The sequence below is a fragment of the Pseudomonas sp. B21-032 genome (assembly GCF_024748965.1).
GTDB lineage: Bacteria > Pseudomonadota > Gammaproteobacteria > Pseudomonadales > Pseudomonadaceae > Aquipseudomonas.
This window is the reverse complement of the sequence record NZ_CP087180.1, coordinates 2683986-2702197: the sequence shown is the minus strand read 5'-3', so window position 1 is coordinate 2702197 and position 18212 is coordinate 2683986. Positions and strand designations below refer to the sequence as shown.

Sequence of the window (18212 nt, the reverse complement as noted above, 5' to 3'; positions counted from 1 at the left end):
TGATTTGCCCAATCGCCGAAACTGTATAAATATACAGTTTCGCGCCATTCACCCTGCGGCGCCTTAAAGGAGGATCAATAAAATGGCAGTCAAACCAATCCCCGAAGGACAGCACAGCATTACCCCCTACCTGGGCATCAAGGATGCCGCCAAGGCCATCGAGTTCTACAAGAAGGCCTTCGGCGCGCTCGAGATGTTCCGCCTCGACGGCCCTGACGGGCGCGTCGGCCATGCCGAGCTGAAAATCGGCGATTCCTCGCTGATGCTTGCCGACCCGTGCGATCAGTCTGGCGGGCTGGTCAGCAGCCAGTCGCTCAATGGCACGGCCGTTGGCCTGCACCTGTATGTCGAGGACGCCGATGCCACCTATGCCCAGGCCCTCGCCGCCGGTGCCAGCCAGGTTACCGAGGTCAAAGACCAGTTCTACGGCGACCGTAGCGGCACCCTGAAAGACCCGTTCGGCAACCTCTGGTTCGTCTCCACCCACAAGGAAGACCTGAGCGTGGAAGAGATCCGCGAGCGCGCCGCCAAGCTGTTTGGCGGCCAGTAGGGCCAGGTTCGGCTGGCGGGCATGTTCGCCAGCCGGGCTTTGCATTAAGGTGGCAGGCACAGGAAGGCAGGCCAGGATTGTCCATGCGAATCATCGAAAAAAACGCCGCGCTGGTGCGCACCCTCACCCCTGCTGAAGACGAGCTGTTGCGTGGGTTTGTCCAGGGCAACCTCGAAGGCCCGCGCTTGCTGCAGGCCAACCAGTTGCTGATCAAGGTGCGCGCCGCCGGCCATTGGCTGGCCTGTGATTGCCAGCCCAAGGCCATGCCGGTGCTCAACGTCAACCTCAACGGCAACACCGGCACCCTGTTCCTCAAGAACAACCCGGGCACCGCCGAGCACGCGCCAGACTGTGCGTTCATCAAGGACGAGCGTGAAAGCGCCAGCCGCGACAGCGACACTGATGCACCACCGGCCGCGTGGCTGGCGCCCGATGCGCCGCTGCGGCTGATCGGCGACTTCAAGCGCGCCAGTGAAGCCAGCAGCGAATCCGCAGGTACTGGCGACAAACGCGAACAGCACCGGTTGCTGTCGTTGCTGCTGACCCTGATCGAGGCCAGTGGCCTGAACGTCTACGCCACTCACCTGAAAAAAGACCTCACCGGGCAGTTTGCCGAGTTGCGCGGGGTGGCCAGCCGTTATCCGCTGATCGAACGGGTGCCGGCCAGCAACTACCTGGAAACCCGCCTGGACATGAAGCACATGATGATGCTCAAGGCGCGCTTGCGCGAGTCCACGGCCTTTGGCAACCATCGCCGGCATGGCTTGCTGCTCGACTGCGTCAGCCAGATCAAGGCGCGCAAGGTGTTCAACGAGCGCAGCGAGGACGGCTTCGACTTCCAGGGCCATCACCTGCTCTGGGGTGGCAACAAGACCCCGGGGCCGTTGCTGGCCCTGGCGATCTACTCGCCGGCCAGTGCCGGCAGTCATTTCTATGAGCTGATCCATGTCGCCAGCGTGCCGGTGCTGTCGCGCGGGCAGCTGTTTGCGGTGTACCGCGATGAAGAGCGCGAGCCGCTGAAAATGCTCATCTCGCTGATCGACTGGATGGCCAGCAAGGGCGTCAAGGTGATCATGCGCCGGCCGGTGCTCGGTGGCCAGGGCATGGACGCGCTGGTGCTCAGCTCCGACCAGGACCGGGTGCTGTCGGTGTCGCTGACCGAGCAGCCACTGGGGCCGGAGCCAGAGGGCGAGGCCTTCAAGCGCTATGCCGACTTCAAGAGCCTGGATACCTTCCGCAAGTACGTGGCAGGTTTTTTCATGCGCGGGCGCGAGTAGCGCCGTTGGTCGCGTGCGTCGCACCTTCCCTTCGCGGCTGGGCCTAACCTCTGGCACCTGCCCTGAAAAGGAGTTTGACCATGACCCGTAGCGCCCTCGCTGCCTTATTGTTTGCCGCATTGCTCGGCACCCAGGCGGTTGCCGCCGGCACCGGCCCGACCAACCCCAACCCGGACACCACCCCGACCACGCCGTTGCCGGGCATCAACACCGGCACCAACCCCACCGACACCCCACTGCCCAGCGGCACCGACCCGCGCACCCAGGGCAATGACGCCGGGCGCCAGGGTGGCAGCGAGACCGATGGCAGCCGGCGCGAGCCGAAAAAAGACGGCAGCGGCTCGGAGAATGGCGGCGACGCTGGGGGCAGTGCCGGTAGCTACTAGGCCTGACCTCCAATGTATTACGACCGCTGCGCGCTCGATCGCGGGTCCAGCCCGCTCCCACAGGTCCGGCGTACACAGCACTATTGAGCTGGTACGCCTACCACTGGCGCTTGTCCGGCCGGGTCAGGCCGAGCTTTTCGATCCGGTAGCGCAACATGTCCCGGCTCAGGCCCAGCAGCCGCGCCGATTTGGTGACGTTCCAGTCGGTGCGGTCGAGCATCTTGCGCACCATGTCGCGCTCCACTTCCGGCAAGCTCGCCGAGGCCATGGCCTCAGCATTGCCGAACGCTTCATGCACGGCAGGCGCCGGCATTTCCAGCGGCTCGTCGACCAGGCTCATGCACACGTTGAGCTGGTGCGGGGCGATCAGGTCCTGGGGCGCCAGTAATACCGTCTGTTCAAGCATGTTGCGCAACTCGCGCACGTTGCCCGGCCAGCTGTAGTTGAGCATCAACTCCTCGGCCTCGTCGCAAAAGCGCAGGTTGGGCTTGCCATAGCGTTTGCCATGCAGGGCAAGAAAATGCCGGGCCAGCAGCAGGATGTCTTCACCCCGGGCATACAGCCTGGGCACCTTGATCGAGATAATGCGCAGGCGGAAGAACAGGTCACGGCGAAACTTGCCCTGCTGGACCATCTGCTCCAGGTTGCAGTTGGTGGCGCTGATGATGCGCAAGTCGACCTTGCGCTCCTTCACCGCGCCAATCCGGCGAATGGTGCGGTCTTCCAGTAGCTTGAGCAGCTTGGCTTGCAGCAGCAGGTCCATTTCGCCAATCTCGTCGAGGAACAAGGTGCCGCCGTCGGCCGCCTCGACCAGGCCCACCCGGCGATCCTTGGCATCGGTAAACGCGCCCTTCTCATGGCCGAACAGTTCAGCCTCCAGCAGGTTGGCCGGGATCGATGCGCAGTTGAACTCGATAAACGGCCCCTTGCTGCGCACCCCGTCAAAATGCAGGGCGCGGGCTACCAGCTCCTTGCCGGTACCGGTCTCGCCTTCTACCAGCACCGGCGGCAGGTCGCCGCTGGCCATGCGCTGCTCGGCATCGAGCAGCTGGCGGATGGTGTGCTTGAGGCCGAGCATGGCCGGTGATTCGCCTATCAGCGCCTGGCCACCTGATTTTTGCGCCTCGCGTTCCTGGTAGAACGACAGGGTGCGCTCCATGCGCTCGGTGGCCAGGGCCTTCTCCAGCATCAGCTTGAGCTCGGCCAGCACCACCGGTTTGGTCAGGTAGTGGAAGGCGCCCTCCTTCATCGCCAGCACGGCGTCTTCGACGTTGCCGTAGCCGGTCATCATGATCACCTTGAGCTCCGGCGCGCGCTGGGCCAGGGCCTTGAGCAGCTCGTGGCCGTTCATGCCCGGCAGCGAGTTGTCGGTCAGCACCGCATCGGGCTGACAGCGCGGCAGCTGCTCCAGGGCCTCTTCGGCGCTGTGGCAAACCGTGACCTCGAAGCCTTTGCGCTCAAGGTAGGTCTGGATGTTCTCGGCGAGGATTTGATCGTCCTCAACCACCAGGATGCTCTGCTCCATGGTCCCCTCCCGCTGCAATATTGAAGATCAGGCACACGCGGGTTCCTTCCTCTTCGCGGCTGGCCAGGCTCACCGAGCCACCAAAACGTTCCATGATCCGCTTGACCAGTACCAGGCCGACCCCGAGGCCGCCCTGTTTGGTCGTAAAAAACGGCTTGAAGACCATCCGCTCCTGCTGCTGGGTCATGCCCTTGCCGGTGTCGCTCAAGGTCAGTTGCAGCTGTTTGCCGTCTTCCAGCGCCTGCACCACCACGCTCAGGCGCCCGCCCGTGGGCATGGCTTCGAGGGCATTGGCGAACAGGCTGTTGAGAATCTGCGTCAGCAGCACCGGCTGGCTGATCACCCAGGCCGTTTCGGGCGTGTCGATCTGCACCTGGACCTTGTGTCGCTCCAGTTGCTGGGCAAAGGCATGGCGGGTGTCGTCGATCGCTGCCACCAGCTCGACCGCTTCGGCATCGTCGTTGACCGGGCGCAGCGACACCAGCAAGTCGCGCACCCAGCGCGACATGCGGTCGACCTGGCTGATGATGTCGCCAATGTTCTTCTGCGCCGGGGCACTGGCGATGTCCTGGGCAAGTTCGGCGCTGGAGCGGATATTGGCCAGCGGGTTGCGCAAGCTGTGGGCCACCGCCGAGGACATTTCGCCAAGGGCGACGAAGGTTTCGCTGGCCACCAGCTGGGTTTGCTGGGTCTGCAGCATGCTCGCGGCGCGGCGCACGATCCAGAACAGGCCGAAGTAGATCAGCGCCCCGCCGACCAGGGTCGAGGCCCAGATCAGCACATACCCGCGCTGGATGCGCCGCACCAGGTCCTGGGGTTCCTTGTACACCTCGACCATCGACAGCACCTTTTGCCCGTCGCTGTCGAACATCGGGATGTAGTTCTCGATGAACAGGTACTGCGGCGCGCGCTGGAATTTTTGTTCATCGCGGTCTTCATTGGCCTTGTGGTAGCTGGCCGAGACCGGCACTTTCGAGGCGAACGATTCATCCAGGTCGTCGTCGCCGACGATTTTCTCCCCGATCAGCTGCGGGTTGGTCGACCAGACGATGGTCCGGTCCAGGGCATAGACGTTGGCCAGCAAGGTGTCGGGCAGGTGTTCGACATGGTCGAGAAACTCCACCCGGGTGGACTCGGCCAGGGTCGGGCTGACCCCCGGGTGGTGCTGGTCCAGGCGCGGGTCGAGCAGCTCGCCCATGGAGGTACCCGGCGGAATGCGCGAATGGCGCACTTCGGCCTGGGCCATGGCCTGGATGAACTGGGCGGTAAGCATGGCATCGCGCTCGACGCTGTCGGTGACCACGAAGCGGGTCGAGACATAGCCCAGCCCGCCTGCCACCGAAGCGATGATCAACAGGCTGACCAACGAGAACCAGCGCAACAGGTTGAACTGGCGCAAGGGTCGGTCGGCTGCCTGGCTGTCGAGGCCCTCATCGGCCAGTTTTCCGTTGAGCATCTGCATCGGGTCTGGTCCTGCCGTGGATGCTTCTTTTCTTAGAACTTATAGCCCAGCGTGCACACAGGCGTGGCACATCAAAACTAATGGCCACGGCGCCAGTGATAGTATTTTGCCTTTATGGCTGTTGGCGTTCGGCCTCCTGCTCGAGAAACGCCAGCAAGGCCTGGGTATCGGCCTCGTTCAGGCGCAGGTTGGGCATGGCCACGCCGTTGTATTGCCGGTACAGCGCCATGACCTGCGGGTCTTGCTCGGCGAGCATGCGATCCGGCTCGCGGATCCAGCGGCTCAGCCAGCGCTGCTCGCGGCGCCGGGTAACGCCGAGCAAGTCCGGGCCGACCGCGCGCAGGCCGGTAGCCTGGCCATCTTCCGGGCCGAGGCTGTGACAGGCGGCGCAACGGGTGCGAAACAGCTCTTCGCCGCTGCTCGGCGGGCGAATCTGCGGGGCATCGGCGTAGCTCTGCTCGCTACTGGGTTGCTTCCAGTTCTGCAGGCTGTTGGCCAGTTGGTCGGCGAGAATCCACGGGTTTTCGAAGGGTGAGGCCTTCATCCAGCGCCCGGTGGCCTGGTTGCCGACGATCAGACTGAGGTTATGGTCGCGGCTGCGGCCGTTGTCGACGCCTTCGATAAACAGGCCCAGGCTGCGGCGCAAGGCGTCGATCTGGCCTTTGTCGCCGGTCAGAAAGCGCCAGCCGGGCGCCACCTTGAACTTTGCCGCATAGGCCTTGAGCACCTCGGGGGTATCGCTGAGCGGGTCGATGCTGATCGAGTAGAAGAACACCTCGCGCCCGACCCGCTCGCCCAGCAGTTGCTGGACCTGGCGCAGGCGCGCGGTCTCCAGCGGGCAGGAATCGCCACAACCGGTGAAGATGAAGTTGATCACCACCACCTTGTCCTTGATCAGGTCGTCGAAAAAGCGCAGGTGCTCACCGTTGTGGTCGATCAGCTCGGTATTGGGGAAGTACTGCGCCCCCCAGGGCGTGGCCTCCTCGGCCAGCCCCGGCAGGCTGCTGCACAGCCAGCAGAGCAACAGGCAACGTGCGATAACGCCCATGGCAACCTCCCCCGGCTATTTGCCGACCTTGACCTGCGGGCCCTTGCCATCGCCGTTGCGCCAGGTCGGCAGCGCCGCCGAGTTGACGTACTTGACCCCGTCCCAGCTGGGCAAGGGCGTGGGCATCAACTGCAACTGGCCGGGGTGCTCGATGTCCCAGCGCAGCAGCATCGAGTTGTCCTCGTGCTGGGTGTTGTGGCAGTGCTCCATGTAGGTGCCGGCGAATTCGCGAAAGTTGATCGCCACCTCGACGTTGTCCAGGCCGTCGGCTTCGCTGCCGATCCGGTAGACGTCCTTGCGCGCCCACTTTTCCCATTCCGGCGGCGCCTTGCCGCCGCGGCTGAGGATGATGCCCTCCTCGAAGTGCACGTGCACCGGGTGGCTCCAGCCGTTGCCACCGTTCTGGATCTTCCAGATTTCCAGGGTGCCGAAGCCGCTGGCGCCGGCGTCGGTGGGGCCAGTGGCCAGCTGAGGCGCGGCGTTGAGCCGGCGCGGGTCCATGTGATAGCCAAAGCCGCCATCGGTCTTGACCGTCCACGGCGCCTGGTCGGTGCCATCGGAGCGGCCGAAGATGAAGGTGCGATGGCGGGCCTGGGCCAGGCGGGCGATGTCTGCCGGGTTGTCGCGGTGCAGCTTGAGCGGGATCATCACCTTGCCCTCGGCCTTGCCGGGTTTGGCCGGCTCGTAGGCGGCCGGGTCCATGGCCAGGTCCTGGCCGCTGTAGGGCTTGACGTTGAACTGCAGGATCTTGTTGACGGTGGGGTCGCCTTTATCCCATTGCGGGCCCTTGCTGGTCTGCTTGATCACCGCCTGGTACTTCTCCGACAGCACGTCGGCCAGGGCGATGGCCTCTTTGGGGCCTTTGCCGGTGTCGTGGGCCTGGAGGTTGAGCAGGAACAGCTTGTCGCCGGGCTTGATCCCGTTCTTGGCGAAGTTGACGACAATGTCGAAGCGCTCGGCGATGCCCTGGGTCGGCAGGATGGCGTTGTGGTCCTGTTTGTCGCCGTTGGCGTCCAGGTCCATGCTGCCGTCGAACGGCACCGCGTGCTCCATGATGTTGCCGTCGTTGGCAATCATGTGGAATGGCACCCGCGCATAAGAAAGCCCCGAACCCTTGGGCCCGGCGAACTCGCCGCCGCTGCCCTTGATTTCACGCACCAGCGCCAGTTTCAGGTAGCGCGACACCGAACCGTTGAGGATGCGCAGGCGGTAGCTGCGGGCGCGCACGTCGAGGTATGGCTTGTATTGCCAGTTGACCAGGATCTGGTCGCCGAGAAAGCCGTCGGTGTTGAACGGGTTGAACCACAGCTGGCCGTTCTGGCCCCAGGCCTTGTCGGCGATCAGCAGGTTGAGGTCATAGTCGCGATTGCCCCACGACAGCGCCGAGCCGCTGGGCAGGCGCAGGTTGACGCCATCGTCGAAGGCCTCGTTGCCGCGGTCCAGGGCGCTGTAGTAGTTCATCATCGCAGCGTTGCCCTTGTAGACGTTCTGCGCGGTGAAATCGAGCATGTGGTCGTGAAACCAGTGGGTGCTCATGGTTTCGCGCCAGTCGCCGCGAATACGGATACTGCCGTTCTCGCAGGTTTTCAGCCCCGGGTTGGCGTCGTTGACCCACAGGGTTTCGCCCGGGGTGCAGGGGAACGCCGCGCGCGGGTCTTCGGCGCGGGTGTTGATGCTGTCGTAGCCGGCCAGCTGGATCGGCCAGCGGTAGTCGTAGTACTGGCCCGGGAAGAAGAACGCGTTGGCGTAGCCGTCGCTTTCGGCCGGGGCGTGGCCGTTGTGTTCATGGGTGCTGATGGTGTGCAGGCCAAAGCCGTGGTTGGCGGCGGGGTCGATCGGCAAGGCGTTGTAATGGCGCATCAGCAGCGGCTGGCCGTATCGCACCATCAACAGCTTGGCCGGCAAGGTGCCGTCGAAGGTCCATAGCGACTTGTGATCCTGCAGCGGCATGTTGGGGTGGAAGCGGGTATCGACGCCCTTGGTGGTGCCCAGGGTGTTGGCCTGGCCGGCGGTGTTGTAGTAAAGGCCGCCGGGGCCGAACTCGCCGACGCTGTAGTGGTGCATCTGCATGGCGTCACGCAGGCCGCTGTTGATCCGCGCCCCGGCTTGCGCGGTTTTGTAGGCGGCCTGGGGGTAGAACTCGTTCCAGCGCTGGTGCGACCAGCCCTTTCCTGGTGGCCGGCCTTCGGCGGCAGAGCCGATGTGGCGGTTGAGGAACAGCTCGATCTGCTGCTGCCAGGGGTTGCGGTCGACAACGTTGGCAAACTGGCCGGGGAACGGAGTCAGGCCCGGCTGCTTGAGAAAGGCATCGAGCAACGGCCCGGACGGCGCACTGCGCGCGACGTCGAGCGGGTCTTGCTGCGGCGCCGGGCCGGTGCTGGGCGCCGGGAACACCAGCAGCCCGGCGGGGGTGGTCGGGTCGAGGCGGGTCGGGCCGAATTCTTCGAACAGCAGCAGTTGCTGGCTGAACGGCTGGGCACCGAACATCGGGCTGGGGGCACCATTGGTGGGGTAGTTGAAGCTGGTTTGCAGCGCTGGCGGGCGCTCGTTCTCCTGGCGCGGGGTGGTGCGGTCGCCCTCGCCCTCGGGCAGGTCGAAGGCGCCGAGGTTGGCCTCGGGCAGCGACAGCAGGTTGTTCAACGCTGCGGCGCTGTCGGCGGGTGGATCGCTAAAGGCCGAGGGGTCGCCAGGCTCTGGCGGCTCGACATCATCCAGGCGGCTGGCGTTGGCATCAGCCATTAAGGCAATGGCCAGGGCGATGCTCAGGACAAGAGGGGTGGGGGTTGGGGTTGGGGTTGGGGTTGGGGTTTTCATCATCTTCACCCAGATTCAGGGACTGGTAATGTCGTTTTGCAATTACCTGGCCACATCTGTATCAGGATGTGTATTCGTTAATTATCAATAGGTTATGCCTACTACCTAATATTATTTACGAAGATTGATGTTGGAAAACCACCCCCAGTTCTGGGTCTTTACCCTGCGGAAGCCAAAAAACAGCAATGTGTTTAAATTCATATAGTTACTAGTATTTATTAAAGTGCTTTATCCGTTACTTCCCCACCACCCTGAAGGTCAGCAACACACACGTACCCTGCCCCTCCTCGCTACTGAGCTTCACCGTTCCGCCAAAGCGCTCCATGATCCGCCGCACCAGCACCAGGCCAACCCCCAGTCCGCCTTGCTTGGTGCTGAAGAACGGCTTGAAGGCCATGCGCTGCTGCTCCTCGGTCATGCCCTTGCCGCTGTCGCACAACTGCAGGGTCAGGCCCTGGCGCGTTTGCCGGCGCCGCTCGACACGCAGTTCACCGCCTTCGGGCATGGCCTCCAGGGCGTTGGCGATCAGGCTGTTGAAGATCTGCCCGAGCAGTACCGGCTGGCACAACACCAGGGCCTGGGGCAACTCGCCCATCTGCAGGCGCACGCCCTGGCGCAGCAGTTGCGGGGCAAAGCCTTGCAGGCTGTCCTGCAGCACCCGCAGCAGGTCTACCGGCTCCGGGGTGTCGTTCAAGGGCCGCAGCGACTGCAACAGCTCGCGCACCCAGTGGGACATGCGGTCAACCTGGCTGATGATGTCGCCGATGTTCTTCTGCGCCGGCCCCTCTTCGATCTCCTGGGCCAGTTCGGCGCTGGAGCGAATGCTCGCCAGGGGGTTGCGCAGGCTGTGGGCTACCGCCGACGACATCTCGCCCAGGGCCACATAGGTTTCGTTGTTGATCAGGCGCTTTTGCTGCACCGCCAACTGCCGGGCGGCGCGGCGCATGATGCCGTACAGGCCGATGTACACAAGCCCCGCGCCGATCGCCGTGGCCAGCCAGATCAGCAACAGGCCGCGTTCGATACGCAAAATCAGGTCGCGGGGCTCCTTGTAGATCTCGACCATGGCGGTGACGTTGCCGCCCTCGGCATCGAACAGCGGGATGTAGTTCTCGATGAACAACTGCTCGGGCGGGGTAATGAACTTCTGCTCGCTGCGCGCCTGGTCGACGTCGTGGTAGCTGGCCGAGACGCGCATCTTCTGGTCGAAGGCATGGTCAAGGTCGTCATCGGCGTCGATCATCTTGCCCACCAGCGCCGGGTTGCTCGACCAGATGACCATGCGGTCCGGGGCGTAGATATTGGCCAGCAACACGTCGGGCAGGTGGGCGATATGGTCGAGGAACTCGCCCCGGGCGCTGCGCCGGGCCTCGGGGTCGACATCCGGGAAGGCCTGGTCCAGGCGCGGGTCGAGCAACTCGCCCATGGTCCGCACGTTGGGGATCGACACGTGGCGCACTTCGGCCAGGGCGATGGCCTGGATGAACTGGGCGGTGAGCAAGGCGTCGCGCTCGACGCTTTCGTTGATCACGAAGCGGCTGGAGATCAAGCCCAGGCCCACGGCCACCGAAAGGATGATCGCCAGGCTGACGAAGGCGTACCAGCGCAGCAGGTTGAACGGCTTGCGCGCGGCGGCCGGGGCCGGGCTTGCGAGCTGCAGGGACGACGAATCGAGGCGTGGCTGGCTGCTCATCACTGACTCCCGAATGAACGCTCCTTAGGTTATAGCCCAGCCCGCGCAATTCCCCCGCCCGCTTGCCCCACTTGCCCCCAACCCTGGGGCCAGCGCCCCGAGTCGAGTGGCTCTGCCGACACCCTGTAACCGCACGCCAGGCCTTGTGCAGCAAGGCCTGCAGGGTCTTGAGAATAAATTGGTACGGATGTTGCCGATGCCTGTGCAGACGACCCAAGTCCATGGGCCCGATTGCAAGAGGGAAGACTCATGCACCGTCCAACGCCCCACCCACTGGCTCTGCTGATCCTGGCGAGCATTATCCAGGCACCGGCCCAGGCCGCCCTGTTCGAAGTAGACCCCGGCCCTTACCTGCCCGCTACCGGCGGCTTTGCTGCCTGGTACCAGGACACCCATGGCCGGGTGCTCGACCTGTGCCTGTCCAAGGCGGTCAGTTCGCGGGTGCCCGGTGCACCCGGGGCGCCGTCGTACATGTGCGTGCTCAACCCCGCCCCCGGGGTGTTCGACGACACCCGGCCGATCAGCTTCCCGAGTAACTACCCCGACGAAACCTTCTGGTTCACCGCCGATGCCGCCATCACCGACGCCGCCAGCGGCATCGACCTGACCTACGGCACCGCCATCGAGGCCGCCTTCGCTGCCGAAGACGTGGTCGACGGTGATCAGGTCAGCTTTGCCCGGGTGCGTATCCGCGTCGACGTGCCCACGCCAGGCACCTACATCGTCACCCACCCCTACGGCGTCGAAGTGTTCGATGTACCGGCGGCCGGGCGGCGGGCAATCAACATGACCCGCGACATCGGCATCGGCGCGCCGAAAACCTACACCGGCGCGCTCAAGGGCGATGTCGGCCCGTTCCTGCGCGGTGCCGGTGGCCCCTACAGCGAAACCAACCCGGCCACTGGCGCCAGCGAACGCTTCATCGGCGACCCGAACCTGCAGGAAGCGGTGACCGGCAGCCCGTTCAACACCAACTTCGTGCGCATCGAGGGCCCCAACGGCCTGGATTTGCGTACCGAACTGTTCTCGGTCTCGGGCAAGCTCTCCACGGTCGCCCGCCCGACGCCGGTGATCGCCCAGCGCAGCACCTATTCGCGGCACAGCGAGAACGGCGACCTGCGTGCCCAGCAGGACCTGTTCGTACAAGCCCCGCCGCCACCGGCGACCGCCACCCTGGTCAGCCAGACCCCCAACCTCAACCTCAGCGAGGCCAACACCACTGGCGCCTGGTACGCCCAGTCGGTGCTCAACCCGTCGCTGCCGCTGAACCTGCAGGTGACCGCCGACAACAGCCTGGCGATCCCCACCAGTACCCCGACCACCCTGACCCTGGCGCTGACCGACCTGGTGGTGATCGAGCGCGCCGAGTACAGCCTGGCCTCCGGGCAACTGACCCTGGTCGCCAGCACCAGCGACGAAACCAGCCCGCCAGTGCTCAGCGCCCGCACCGGCAACGGCGCCACGATCGGCACCCTGAGCGGCAATGGCGCGGTCAAGACCCTCACCACCGGCCTGTCGCCGATTCCGCCCGCCAAGGTCACGGTGACCAGCACCAACGGCGGTAGCGACAGCGAAGAAGTGGTGCTCGTGCCATGAACACTCTTACGCCACGTCCCGTAGCAGGAGGCAGCATGAACAACTGGCCACGCCTGGCGCTCTGCGCAGCCGGGCTTTCCCTCTCGCTGGCCGGCACTGCCTGGGCCGGCCTCAAGGCGGTCGATCCCGGCCCCTACACCCTGGCCACCGGGCGTTACCCGATGTGGTACCAGGACCACGGCAACCTGTCGCTGGAGCTATGCCAGTCGCGGGCGGCAAGCTCGCGGGTGGCGGTTTCGGTGCCGCCGGCCTACATGTGTACCTTGCTGCCGGAGCCTGGGGTGTACGACGACGCCCTGCCGCTGGTGTTCCCCGATAACTGGCCGCCGGAGATGTTCTGGTTTCTGGCCGAGACCGAAATCCCTGAAGTGGGCAACAGCGGTTACGAGCTGGAAGTCTATGTCGCCGGCATCGAGGCGGCGTTTGCCGCCGAAAACCCGGTGGACGGCGACCAGCAAAGCTTCGCCCGTATCCGTATCCGCGCCTCGGTGCCGCGCACCGGCACTTACGTGATCACCCACCCGTACGGGATCGAGACGGTCAACGTCACCACCGCCGGGCGCCGCGCCATCAACATTACCCGCGACATCGGCATCGGCGCCCCGGGCAACTTCAGTGGCGTGCTCAACGGTGCGATCGGGCCGTTCCTGCGCGGCGTCGGCGGCCCCTACACCGAGATCAACCCGGACACCGGCGCCAGCGAAACCTACGTCGGCGACCCGAACATCACCGAAGCGGTCACCGGCAGCCCCAACAACACCAACTTCGTGCGCATCCAGGGCCCGGCCGGGACCATCCAGACCAACCTGTTCACGGTCTCCGGCAAGGTCCTCGACCCACGCAAGCAAACCCCTGCCGAACTGCAGCGGGCCAGCTACCGGCGCACCTCGGACGGCACCCGCGTCGAGGTGTTCGCCAAGGCGCCGAACAACGCCACGCTGTGCATGCGCGAGACCCTTGCGCTGGTGCCGGGCACCCCGCCCTCGCCCTGCCAGTTCAACCTGCTGGCCGACAACAATGGCCTGTTCTTCGCCCAGCACCTGAGCAGCGCCGCACCGCCGCCAGTCATCGTCGTCACCGCCAGCGACCCGACCGGCGCCACCCGCCCCACCGCGCTGTCGAGCAAGCTCAGCGACGTAGTCAAGGTCACCACCGCCCGCTATGACTGGGCCAACAAGCGCCTGCGCATCGAGGCCAGCTCCAGTGATGAAGTGCAGGTGCCCGACCTGGTCGCCCAGGGTTACGGGCGGTTGTCGAAGTCCGGCACCCTGCAGACCCTGACGGTCAACGAGCTGAGCCAGCCGCCTGCGATCGTGACGGTGAAATCCGCCGCCGGCGGCAGCGACAGCGAGCCGGTGGTGGTAATCGGCAATGCCCCGGTCGACGCCGCCAACCAGCCGCCAGTGGCCCAGGCCGACGTCGGCAGCACCCGCGTTGGCCTGCCGCTGAGCCTGAACTTGCTGGCCAACGACAGCGACCCTGACGAAAACGTGCCGCTGAGCATCAGCGACCTCACCCAGCCGGCCACCGGCCAGGGCACGGTGGTGCTCAACGGCACCACGGCCGTCACCTACACCCCACCGGCAGTGGTCAATGCGCCGCTGGTGGCCACCTTCACTTACCGTGCCCAGGACAGCAAAGGGCTGAAATCACCCGTCACCAACGTCACTGTCAATGTCGCCGCCAACCAGCCGCCGCTGGCTGTCAACGACACCGCCAGCACCCTCGGCGTGGCCTTGCCGATCAACGTGCTGGGCAACGACAGCGATCCGGATGGCAACGTACCACTGACGGTCGCCAGCGTTACCCAGCCGGCGCTGGGCCGCGGTACGGTCAGCACCGACGGCAACCAGGTCACCTACACCCCGCCGGCAGTGATCCTGGCCGCGTTCAGCACCACCTTCACCTACATCGCCCGCGACAGCGCAGGTGCCCTGTCGGCACCGGCCACGGTCACGGTGCAGGTGTCGCCACGGCCACCGGCAGAGAACTTCACCGTCACCGCCGCAACGGTCACGGCGCGGGCTGGCGGTCGCTTTACCTGGGACATCTCCGGCACCACCTCGGCGATCCTGCTCAACGCCGTCACCGTGCAGGTCAGCACCCCGACCGGCCTGGTCAGCCTGGGCACCACCCCGGTACCGCTGACCGGACGCTGGCGGCTGAGCGTCACCAACAGCGTCGCGCCGAGCACACCGGCACCGACGGCAACCGTCACCACCAGCCTGGGCACCGTGCGCACTGTGCCGGTCACCGTGCAGTAACCACAGGAGAACGACCATGGCGCGCCTGACCACCTTGCTGCTGTGCCTGAGCCTGAGCGCTCAGGGCGCCCTGGCCGACGACCTGATGGACAACGCTGACCTGGCCATGGGCAGCGACCTGGGCGAGCTGTCGATGCAGCCACTGGCGCCTTCAAGTGGCCAGCAGGCGCTGGTCGAGCAGAACGGCCAGAGCAACCGCGCAGCGATTGGCCAGGACGGCCAGGCGCTGCTCGGGCGCATCGTCCAGCAAGGTGGCGCGCAGGAGGCGTACATCCTGCAACAAGGCAACGACCTGATGGCCTCGATCAGCCAGCAGGGCTACGGCAACAGCGCCTCGATCAGCCAGAGCGGCAGCAACAACCGCGCGCAGATCGAGCAATACGGCAACAGCAACAGCGCCAGCATCGAGCAGGCCGGCAGCGGGCTTTCCAGCTCGGTGATCCAGGCCGGCAACGGTCAGCGCGTGCAGGTCAACCAATACCGTTAAACCTGGAGGCACCACCATGTTCAAGCTCGCTCCTTTAAGCGCCGCCATTGTCCTGGCCGTTGCCGGCCAGGCCATGGCTGACGACAGCCAGTCGACCCAGAGCCAGTTCGGCACCGAGAACATCGCCGAGGTCAAGCAGACCGCCGCGCCGCTCAGTACCACCACCCAGAACCAGCTGGGCCTGGGCAACAACCACGCCGCCAAGCAGGACGGCGGCAACAGCCAGATCCAGCAAAGCGGCGCCGGCGACTACAACGCCGGCTACGCCGAGCAGTTGTACGAGTTCGGCAGCCAGATCAACCAGCAAAACGCCGGGGCCCTGAACAACACCCACGCCAGCCAGTCACTGGGGGTCGAGAACAGCGCCCAGCAGACCCAGCAAGGCACCGGCAACTTCTCGTTCATCTACCAGGACACCCAGGCCGGCAGCCAGGGCACCACCTTGCAGTTTGGCGATAACAACCGCGCCTTTGTCGAGCAACAGTACGGTGGTGGCGGCAACAACGCCCTGAGCATCCAGGCCGGTAGCGGCAACTACAGCGCCGCCGAGCACCTGAACTACAACAATGGCCAGATCGGCATTTACCAGGCCGGCGATGACAACTGGGCCTACGGCGATCAGCGCGAAGGCCAGGATGGCAGCGTCACCATCAGCCAGACCGGCAGCGCCAACTCCAGCGAAGTCTGGCAAGACACCCAACTGGGCAGCCAGGCCACGGTGACCCAGTACGGGCAAACCAACGAAAGCGTGCTCGACCAGAGCTTCGGCGAGGGCAACGTGGCCAGCATCACCCAGGCCGGCAGCCTCAACGCCAGCTATGCCGACCAGTTCGGATCGCAGCAGTCGACCACCACGGTGTTCCAGAACGGCCAGGGCAACGTCCACTACACCTACCAGAATGGCGACAACCACGTGCTCACGGTGAGCTCCACCGGCACCGGCAACAAGATCCTCGCCAGTAACTGGAAGGGCGACAAGTCCGGCGGCCAGTTCGGCAGCGCCCAGCGCGCCGAGGTCAACCAGAACGGCAGCGGCAACAGTGCCAACTTCACCCAGGACGGCAGCACCCAGCTCGCCCGCCTGAACCAGAACGGCAGCGGCAACAGCGCCGAACTTGCCCAGGTCGACAACAACAACGAGCTGTATTTTGAACAGAACGGCAGCGACAACCTGCTGATCGCCGACCAGCGCGGCACCGCCAACTACGCCACCGGCGTCAGCAGCGGCGCCGGCAACAGCGTCAAGGTCGAGCAATCGGGCAGCGGCAACCAGAGCTACACCTGGCAGCTGTACGGCGACAACAACCAGGCCAACATCAAGCAGACCGACGGCGTCAACGTTGCCTACGTGACCCAGGGCGGCTCGGCCAACCAGGCGATGGTCGACCAGAGCGGCGCAAACATGGCCGCGACCATCCAGCAGTTTGGTGCGGGTAACCAGGCGACGGTGTTGCAGCAGTAATTAATTCGGGGCCGCTTCGCGCCCCATCGCCGGCAATCTGATTCTCCCCCCTTGACCGTGACTCGCCGACAGGCTGGTCACGGTTCTTTTTTTGCCCTTATAATGCGAACAATTCGCAACTGCATCTTTCATGTTTCAGGATTTCCGGGTGTCCCCTACCTCCCCCGCTCCCCAGCATCAGCTCCATGGCCTCTATCGCGATCACCACGGCTGGCTGCAGGCCTGGCTGCGCAAGCGCCTGGGCGACCGTGAGCGTGCTGCCGACATCGCCCACGACACCTTCCTGCGCCTGCTGGTCAGCGGCCGTTTGCCCGGCCACGACGAGGGCCGCAGCTACCTGGTGCAACTGGCGCGCAACCTGGTCATCGACCAGTGGCGCCGGCAACGCATCGAGCAGGCGTACCTGGCCAGCATCGCCCACCTGGACGAACCGCAAACGCCGTCGCTGGAGACCCGCGCGATGATCCTGCAGACCCTGCAACAGATCGACCAGATGCTCGACAGCATGCCGGCCAAGGTGCGCAGCGCCTTTTTGCTGTCGCGCTTCGAAGGCCTGGGCTATGCCGAGATCGCCGAGCGCCTGGGGGTCACCGTAAGCTCGGTGCAAAAGTACATGATCCGCGCCATCCAGGCCTGCTACCAGGTGCTCTACAGCGAATGAGCGCGGTAAACGATGCACCGATCGACGCGGCGATTGTCGAGCAGGCCAGCCACTGGCTGATGCTGCACTGGGACGGCCCGCTGGATGCCGGGCAACGCCTGGCGTTTGCCGATTGGCAAGCGGCCGATGCCGAGCACCGGCGCGCCTGGCAACGCCTGCAAACCCTGCAGCAGACCCTCGCCGCCGTGCCTGCGCAAACTGCCCGCAGCGTGCTCGAAGAGCGCCAGAGCCGGCGTACTCTGCTCAGGCAGCTGTGCGTCCTGCTGCTGGTGGGCGGCAGTGGCTATCTGGGCCAGCAGCACCTGCCGTGGCGCGAGGCGATGGCCGACCAGCGCAGCGCCCCCGGCGAAGTGCGCCGCCTGCAACTGGCCGATGGCAGCCAGCTGCTGCTCAACAGCCGCAGCAGCGTCAACATCCAGTTCAGCGCACAAGAGCGGCGCATCCACCTGCTCGAAGGCGAGCTGCTGCTGACCAGCGGCAAAGACCCAAGGCCGCTCAAGGTCCAGACCCTGGCCGGCGAAGTACAGGCCCTCGGTACCCGCTTTGCCGTGCGCGAGCTGCGGGGTGGCAGCCGCGTCGAGCTGTTCGAAGGCGCCTTGATGATTCGACCCGGAGCGGGCACCGAGCAGTTGCTCACGGCCGGCCACGGCCTGTGGTTCAACCGCCAGGGCTGCGGACCACAGCATCCGGCCGATAGCAACAGCATTGCCTGGGAGCACGGCCGGCTGATTGCCGAGCGCCAGCCGCTGGGGCGCTTTCTCGAGGAACTGGGCCGCCATCGGCGCGGGGTCATCCGCTGCGAGCCGGCCATCGCCGAACTGCCAATCACCGGCGTATTTGCCCTCGCCGACAGCGAGCGCACCCTCGCCGCCCTGCAAGACAGCCTGCCGATCCGGGTGCACTACCTGAGCCGCTACTGGGTGACCGTCACCGCGCGTTGACCGCCGGTGCTTGCACTTTCGCAAAAATAACTGCGCAAGCCGTTGT

General features: G+C 65.2%; 14 protein-coding genes. 9 read left to right on the top strand and 5 right to left on the bottom strand.

The window, feature by feature from the left end; all coding sequences use genetic code 11:
* The first annotated feature begins 82 nt into the window (after window positions 1-82).
* The 3 genes from LOY54_RS12350 (at window position 83) to LOY54_RS12340 (ending at window position 2213) form a co-directional block, all read left to right on the top strand.
* Window positions 83-550 carry a VOC family protein gene (locus LOY54_RS12350; protein ID WP_093383327.1) on the top strand — a complete coding sequence of 156 codons (468 nt, stop codon included), beginning with the start codon at window positions 83-85 and terminating at the stop codon, window positions 548-550.
* Window positions 551-633: 83 nt separating this feature from the next.
* Window positions 634-1827 carry a hypothetical protein gene (locus tag LOY54_RS12345; RefSeq protein WP_258610546.1) on the top strand — a complete coding sequence of 398 codons (1194 nt, stop codon included), beginning with the start codon at window positions 634-636 and terminating at the stop codon, window positions 1825-1827.
* An 80-nt stretch (window positions 1828-1907) separates the two neighbouring features.
* Window positions 1908-2213: a hypothetical protein gene (locus LOY54_RS12340; RefSeq protein ID WP_045198739.1), complete on the top strand. Its 306-nt coding sequence runs from the start codon at window positions 1908-1910 to the stop codon at window positions 2211-2213.
* Between the two features lie 97 nt (window positions 2214-2310).
* On the opposite strand, the gene LOY54_RS12335 is transcribed toward LOY54_RS12340, so the two are convergent.
* From LOY54_RS12335 to LOY54_RS12315, 5 genes are all read right to left on the bottom strand, one after another.
* Window positions 2311-3738, bottom strand: a complete 1428-nt coding sequence (locus LOY54_RS12335) for a sigma-54 dependent transcriptional regulator (protein WP_093383333.1) — start codon at window positions 3736-3738, stop codon at window positions 2311-2313.
* On the bottom strand, window positions 3713-5200 hold the full coding sequence (locus LOY54_RS12330; protein ID WP_258610545.1) for an ATP-binding protein: 1488 nt from the start codon (window positions 5198-5200) through the stop codon (window positions 3713-3715). Before LOY54_RS12330 ends, LOY54_RS12335 begins: the two co-directional genes overlap by 26 nt.
* A gap of 112 nt (window positions 5201-5312) precedes the next feature.
* On the bottom strand, window positions 5313-6248 hold the full coding sequence (locus tag LOY54_RS12325; RefSeq protein ID WP_258610544.1) for an SCO family protein: 936 nt from the start codon (window positions 6246-6248) through the stop codon (window positions 5313-5315).
* A gap of 15 nt (window positions 6249-6263) precedes the next feature.
* The gene (locus LOY54_RS12320; protein ID WP_258610543.1) at window positions 6264-9062 is read right to left on the bottom strand and encodes a multicopper oxidase domain-containing protein; all 2799 of its coding nucleotides are present in this window, start codon (window positions 9060-9062) and stop codon (window positions 6264-6266) included.
* A gap of 235 nt (window positions 9063-9297) precedes the next feature.
* Window positions 9298-10755, bottom strand: a complete 1458-nt coding sequence (locus LOY54_RS12315; RefSeq protein WP_258610542.1) for a HAMP domain-containing sensor histidine kinase — start codon at window positions 10753-10755, stop codon at window positions 9298-9300.
* Between the two features lie 249 nt (window positions 10756-11004).
* On the opposite strand from LOY54_RS12315, the gene LOY54_RS12310 reads away from it, so the two are divergent.
* From LOY54_RS12310 to LOY54_RS12285, 6 genes are all read left to right on the top strand, one after another.
* Window positions 11005-12351 (top strand): hypothetical protein, encoded by a 1347-nt coding sequence (locus LOY54_RS12310; RefSeq protein WP_045198724.1) that lies wholly within the window; start codon window positions 11005-11007, stop codon window positions 12349-12351.
* A 35-nt stretch (window positions 12352-12386) separates the two neighbouring features.
* Window positions 12387-14615, top strand: coding sequence for an Ig-like domain-containing protein (locus LOY54_RS12305; protein ID WP_258610541.1), 2229 nt, complete (start codon window positions 12387-12389; stop codon window positions 14613-14615).
* A 16-nt stretch (window positions 14616-14631) separates the two neighbouring features.
* Window positions 14632-15102 (top strand): curlin, encoded by a 471-nt coding sequence (locus tag LOY54_RS12300; protein WP_045198721.1) that lies wholly within the window; start codon window positions 14632-14634, stop codon window positions 15100-15102.
* Window positions 15103-15118: 16 nt separating this feature from the next.
* Window positions 15119-16564: a curlin gene (locus tag LOY54_RS12295; protein WP_045198720.1), complete on the top strand. Its 1446-nt coding sequence runs from the start codon at window positions 15119-15121 to the stop codon at window positions 16562-16564.
* A gap of 148 nt (window positions 16565-16712) precedes the next feature.
* Window positions 16713-17225: a sigma-70 family RNA polymerase sigma factor gene (locus LOY54_RS12290; protein ID WP_258610540.1), complete on the top strand. Its 513-nt coding sequence runs from the start codon at window positions 16713-16715 to the stop codon at window positions 17223-17225.
* Window positions 17222-18166, top strand: a complete 945-nt coding sequence (locus tag LOY54_RS12285) for a FecR domain-containing protein (protein ID WP_213601445.1) — start codon at window positions 17222-17224, stop codon at window positions 18164-18166. Before LOY54_RS12290 ends, LOY54_RS12285 begins: the two co-directional genes overlap by 4 nt.
* The last annotated feature ends 46 nt before the right edge of the window (window positions 18167-18212 follow it).

Coding starts and splice junctions, on each gene's coding strand:
- LOY54_RS12320 (WP_258610543.1), bottom strand. CDS start 9,062: ATGAAAACCCCAACCCCAACCCCAACCCCAACCCCCACCCCTCTTGTC.
- LOY54_RS12315 (WP_258610542.1), bottom strand. CDS start 10,755: ATGAGCAGCCAGCCACGCCTCGATTCGTCGTCCCTGCAGCTCGCAAGC.
- LOY54_RS12350 (WP_093383327.1), top strand. CDS start 83: ATGGCAGTCAAACCAATCCCCGAAGGACAGCACAGCATTACCCCCTAC.
- LOY54_RS12310 (WP_045198724.1), top strand. CDS start 11,005: ATGCACCGTCCAACGCCCCACCCACTGGCTCTGCTGATCCTGGCGAGC.
- LOY54_RS12340 (WP_045198739.1), top strand. CDS start 1,908: ATGACCCGTAGCGCCCTCGCTGCCTTATTGTTTGCCGCATTGCTCGGC.
- LOY54_RS12300 (WP_045198721.1), top strand. CDS start 14,632: ATGGCGCGCCTGACCACCTTGCTGCTGTGCCTGAGCCTGAGCGCTCAG.
- LOY54_RS12325 (WP_258610544.1), bottom strand. CDS start 6,248: ATGGGCGTTATCGCACGTTGCCTGTTGCTCTGCTGGCTGTGCAGCAGC.
- LOY54_RS12305 (WP_258610541.1), top strand. CDS start 12,387: ATGAACAACTGGCCACGCCTGGCGCTCTGCGCAGCCGGGCTTTCCCTC.
- LOY54_RS12335 (WP_093383333.1), bottom strand. CDS start 3,738: ATGGAGCAGAGCATCCTGGTGGTTGAGGACGATCAAATCCTCGCCGAG.
- LOY54_RS12330 (WP_258610545.1), bottom strand. CDS start 5,200: ATGCAGATGCTCAACGGAAAACTGGCCGATGAGGGCCTCGACAGCCAG.
- LOY54_RS12295 (WP_045198720.1), top strand. CDS start 15,119: ATGTTCAAGCTCGCTCCTTTAAGCGCCGCCATTGTCCTGGCCGTTGCC.
- LOY54_RS12285 (WP_213601445.1), top strand. CDS start 17,222: ATGAGCGCGGTAAACGATGCACCGATCGACGCGGCGATTGTCGAGCAG.
- LOY54_RS12345 (WP_258610546.1), top strand. CDS start 634: ATGCGAATCATCGAAAAAAACGCCGCGCTGGTGCGCACCCTCACCCCT.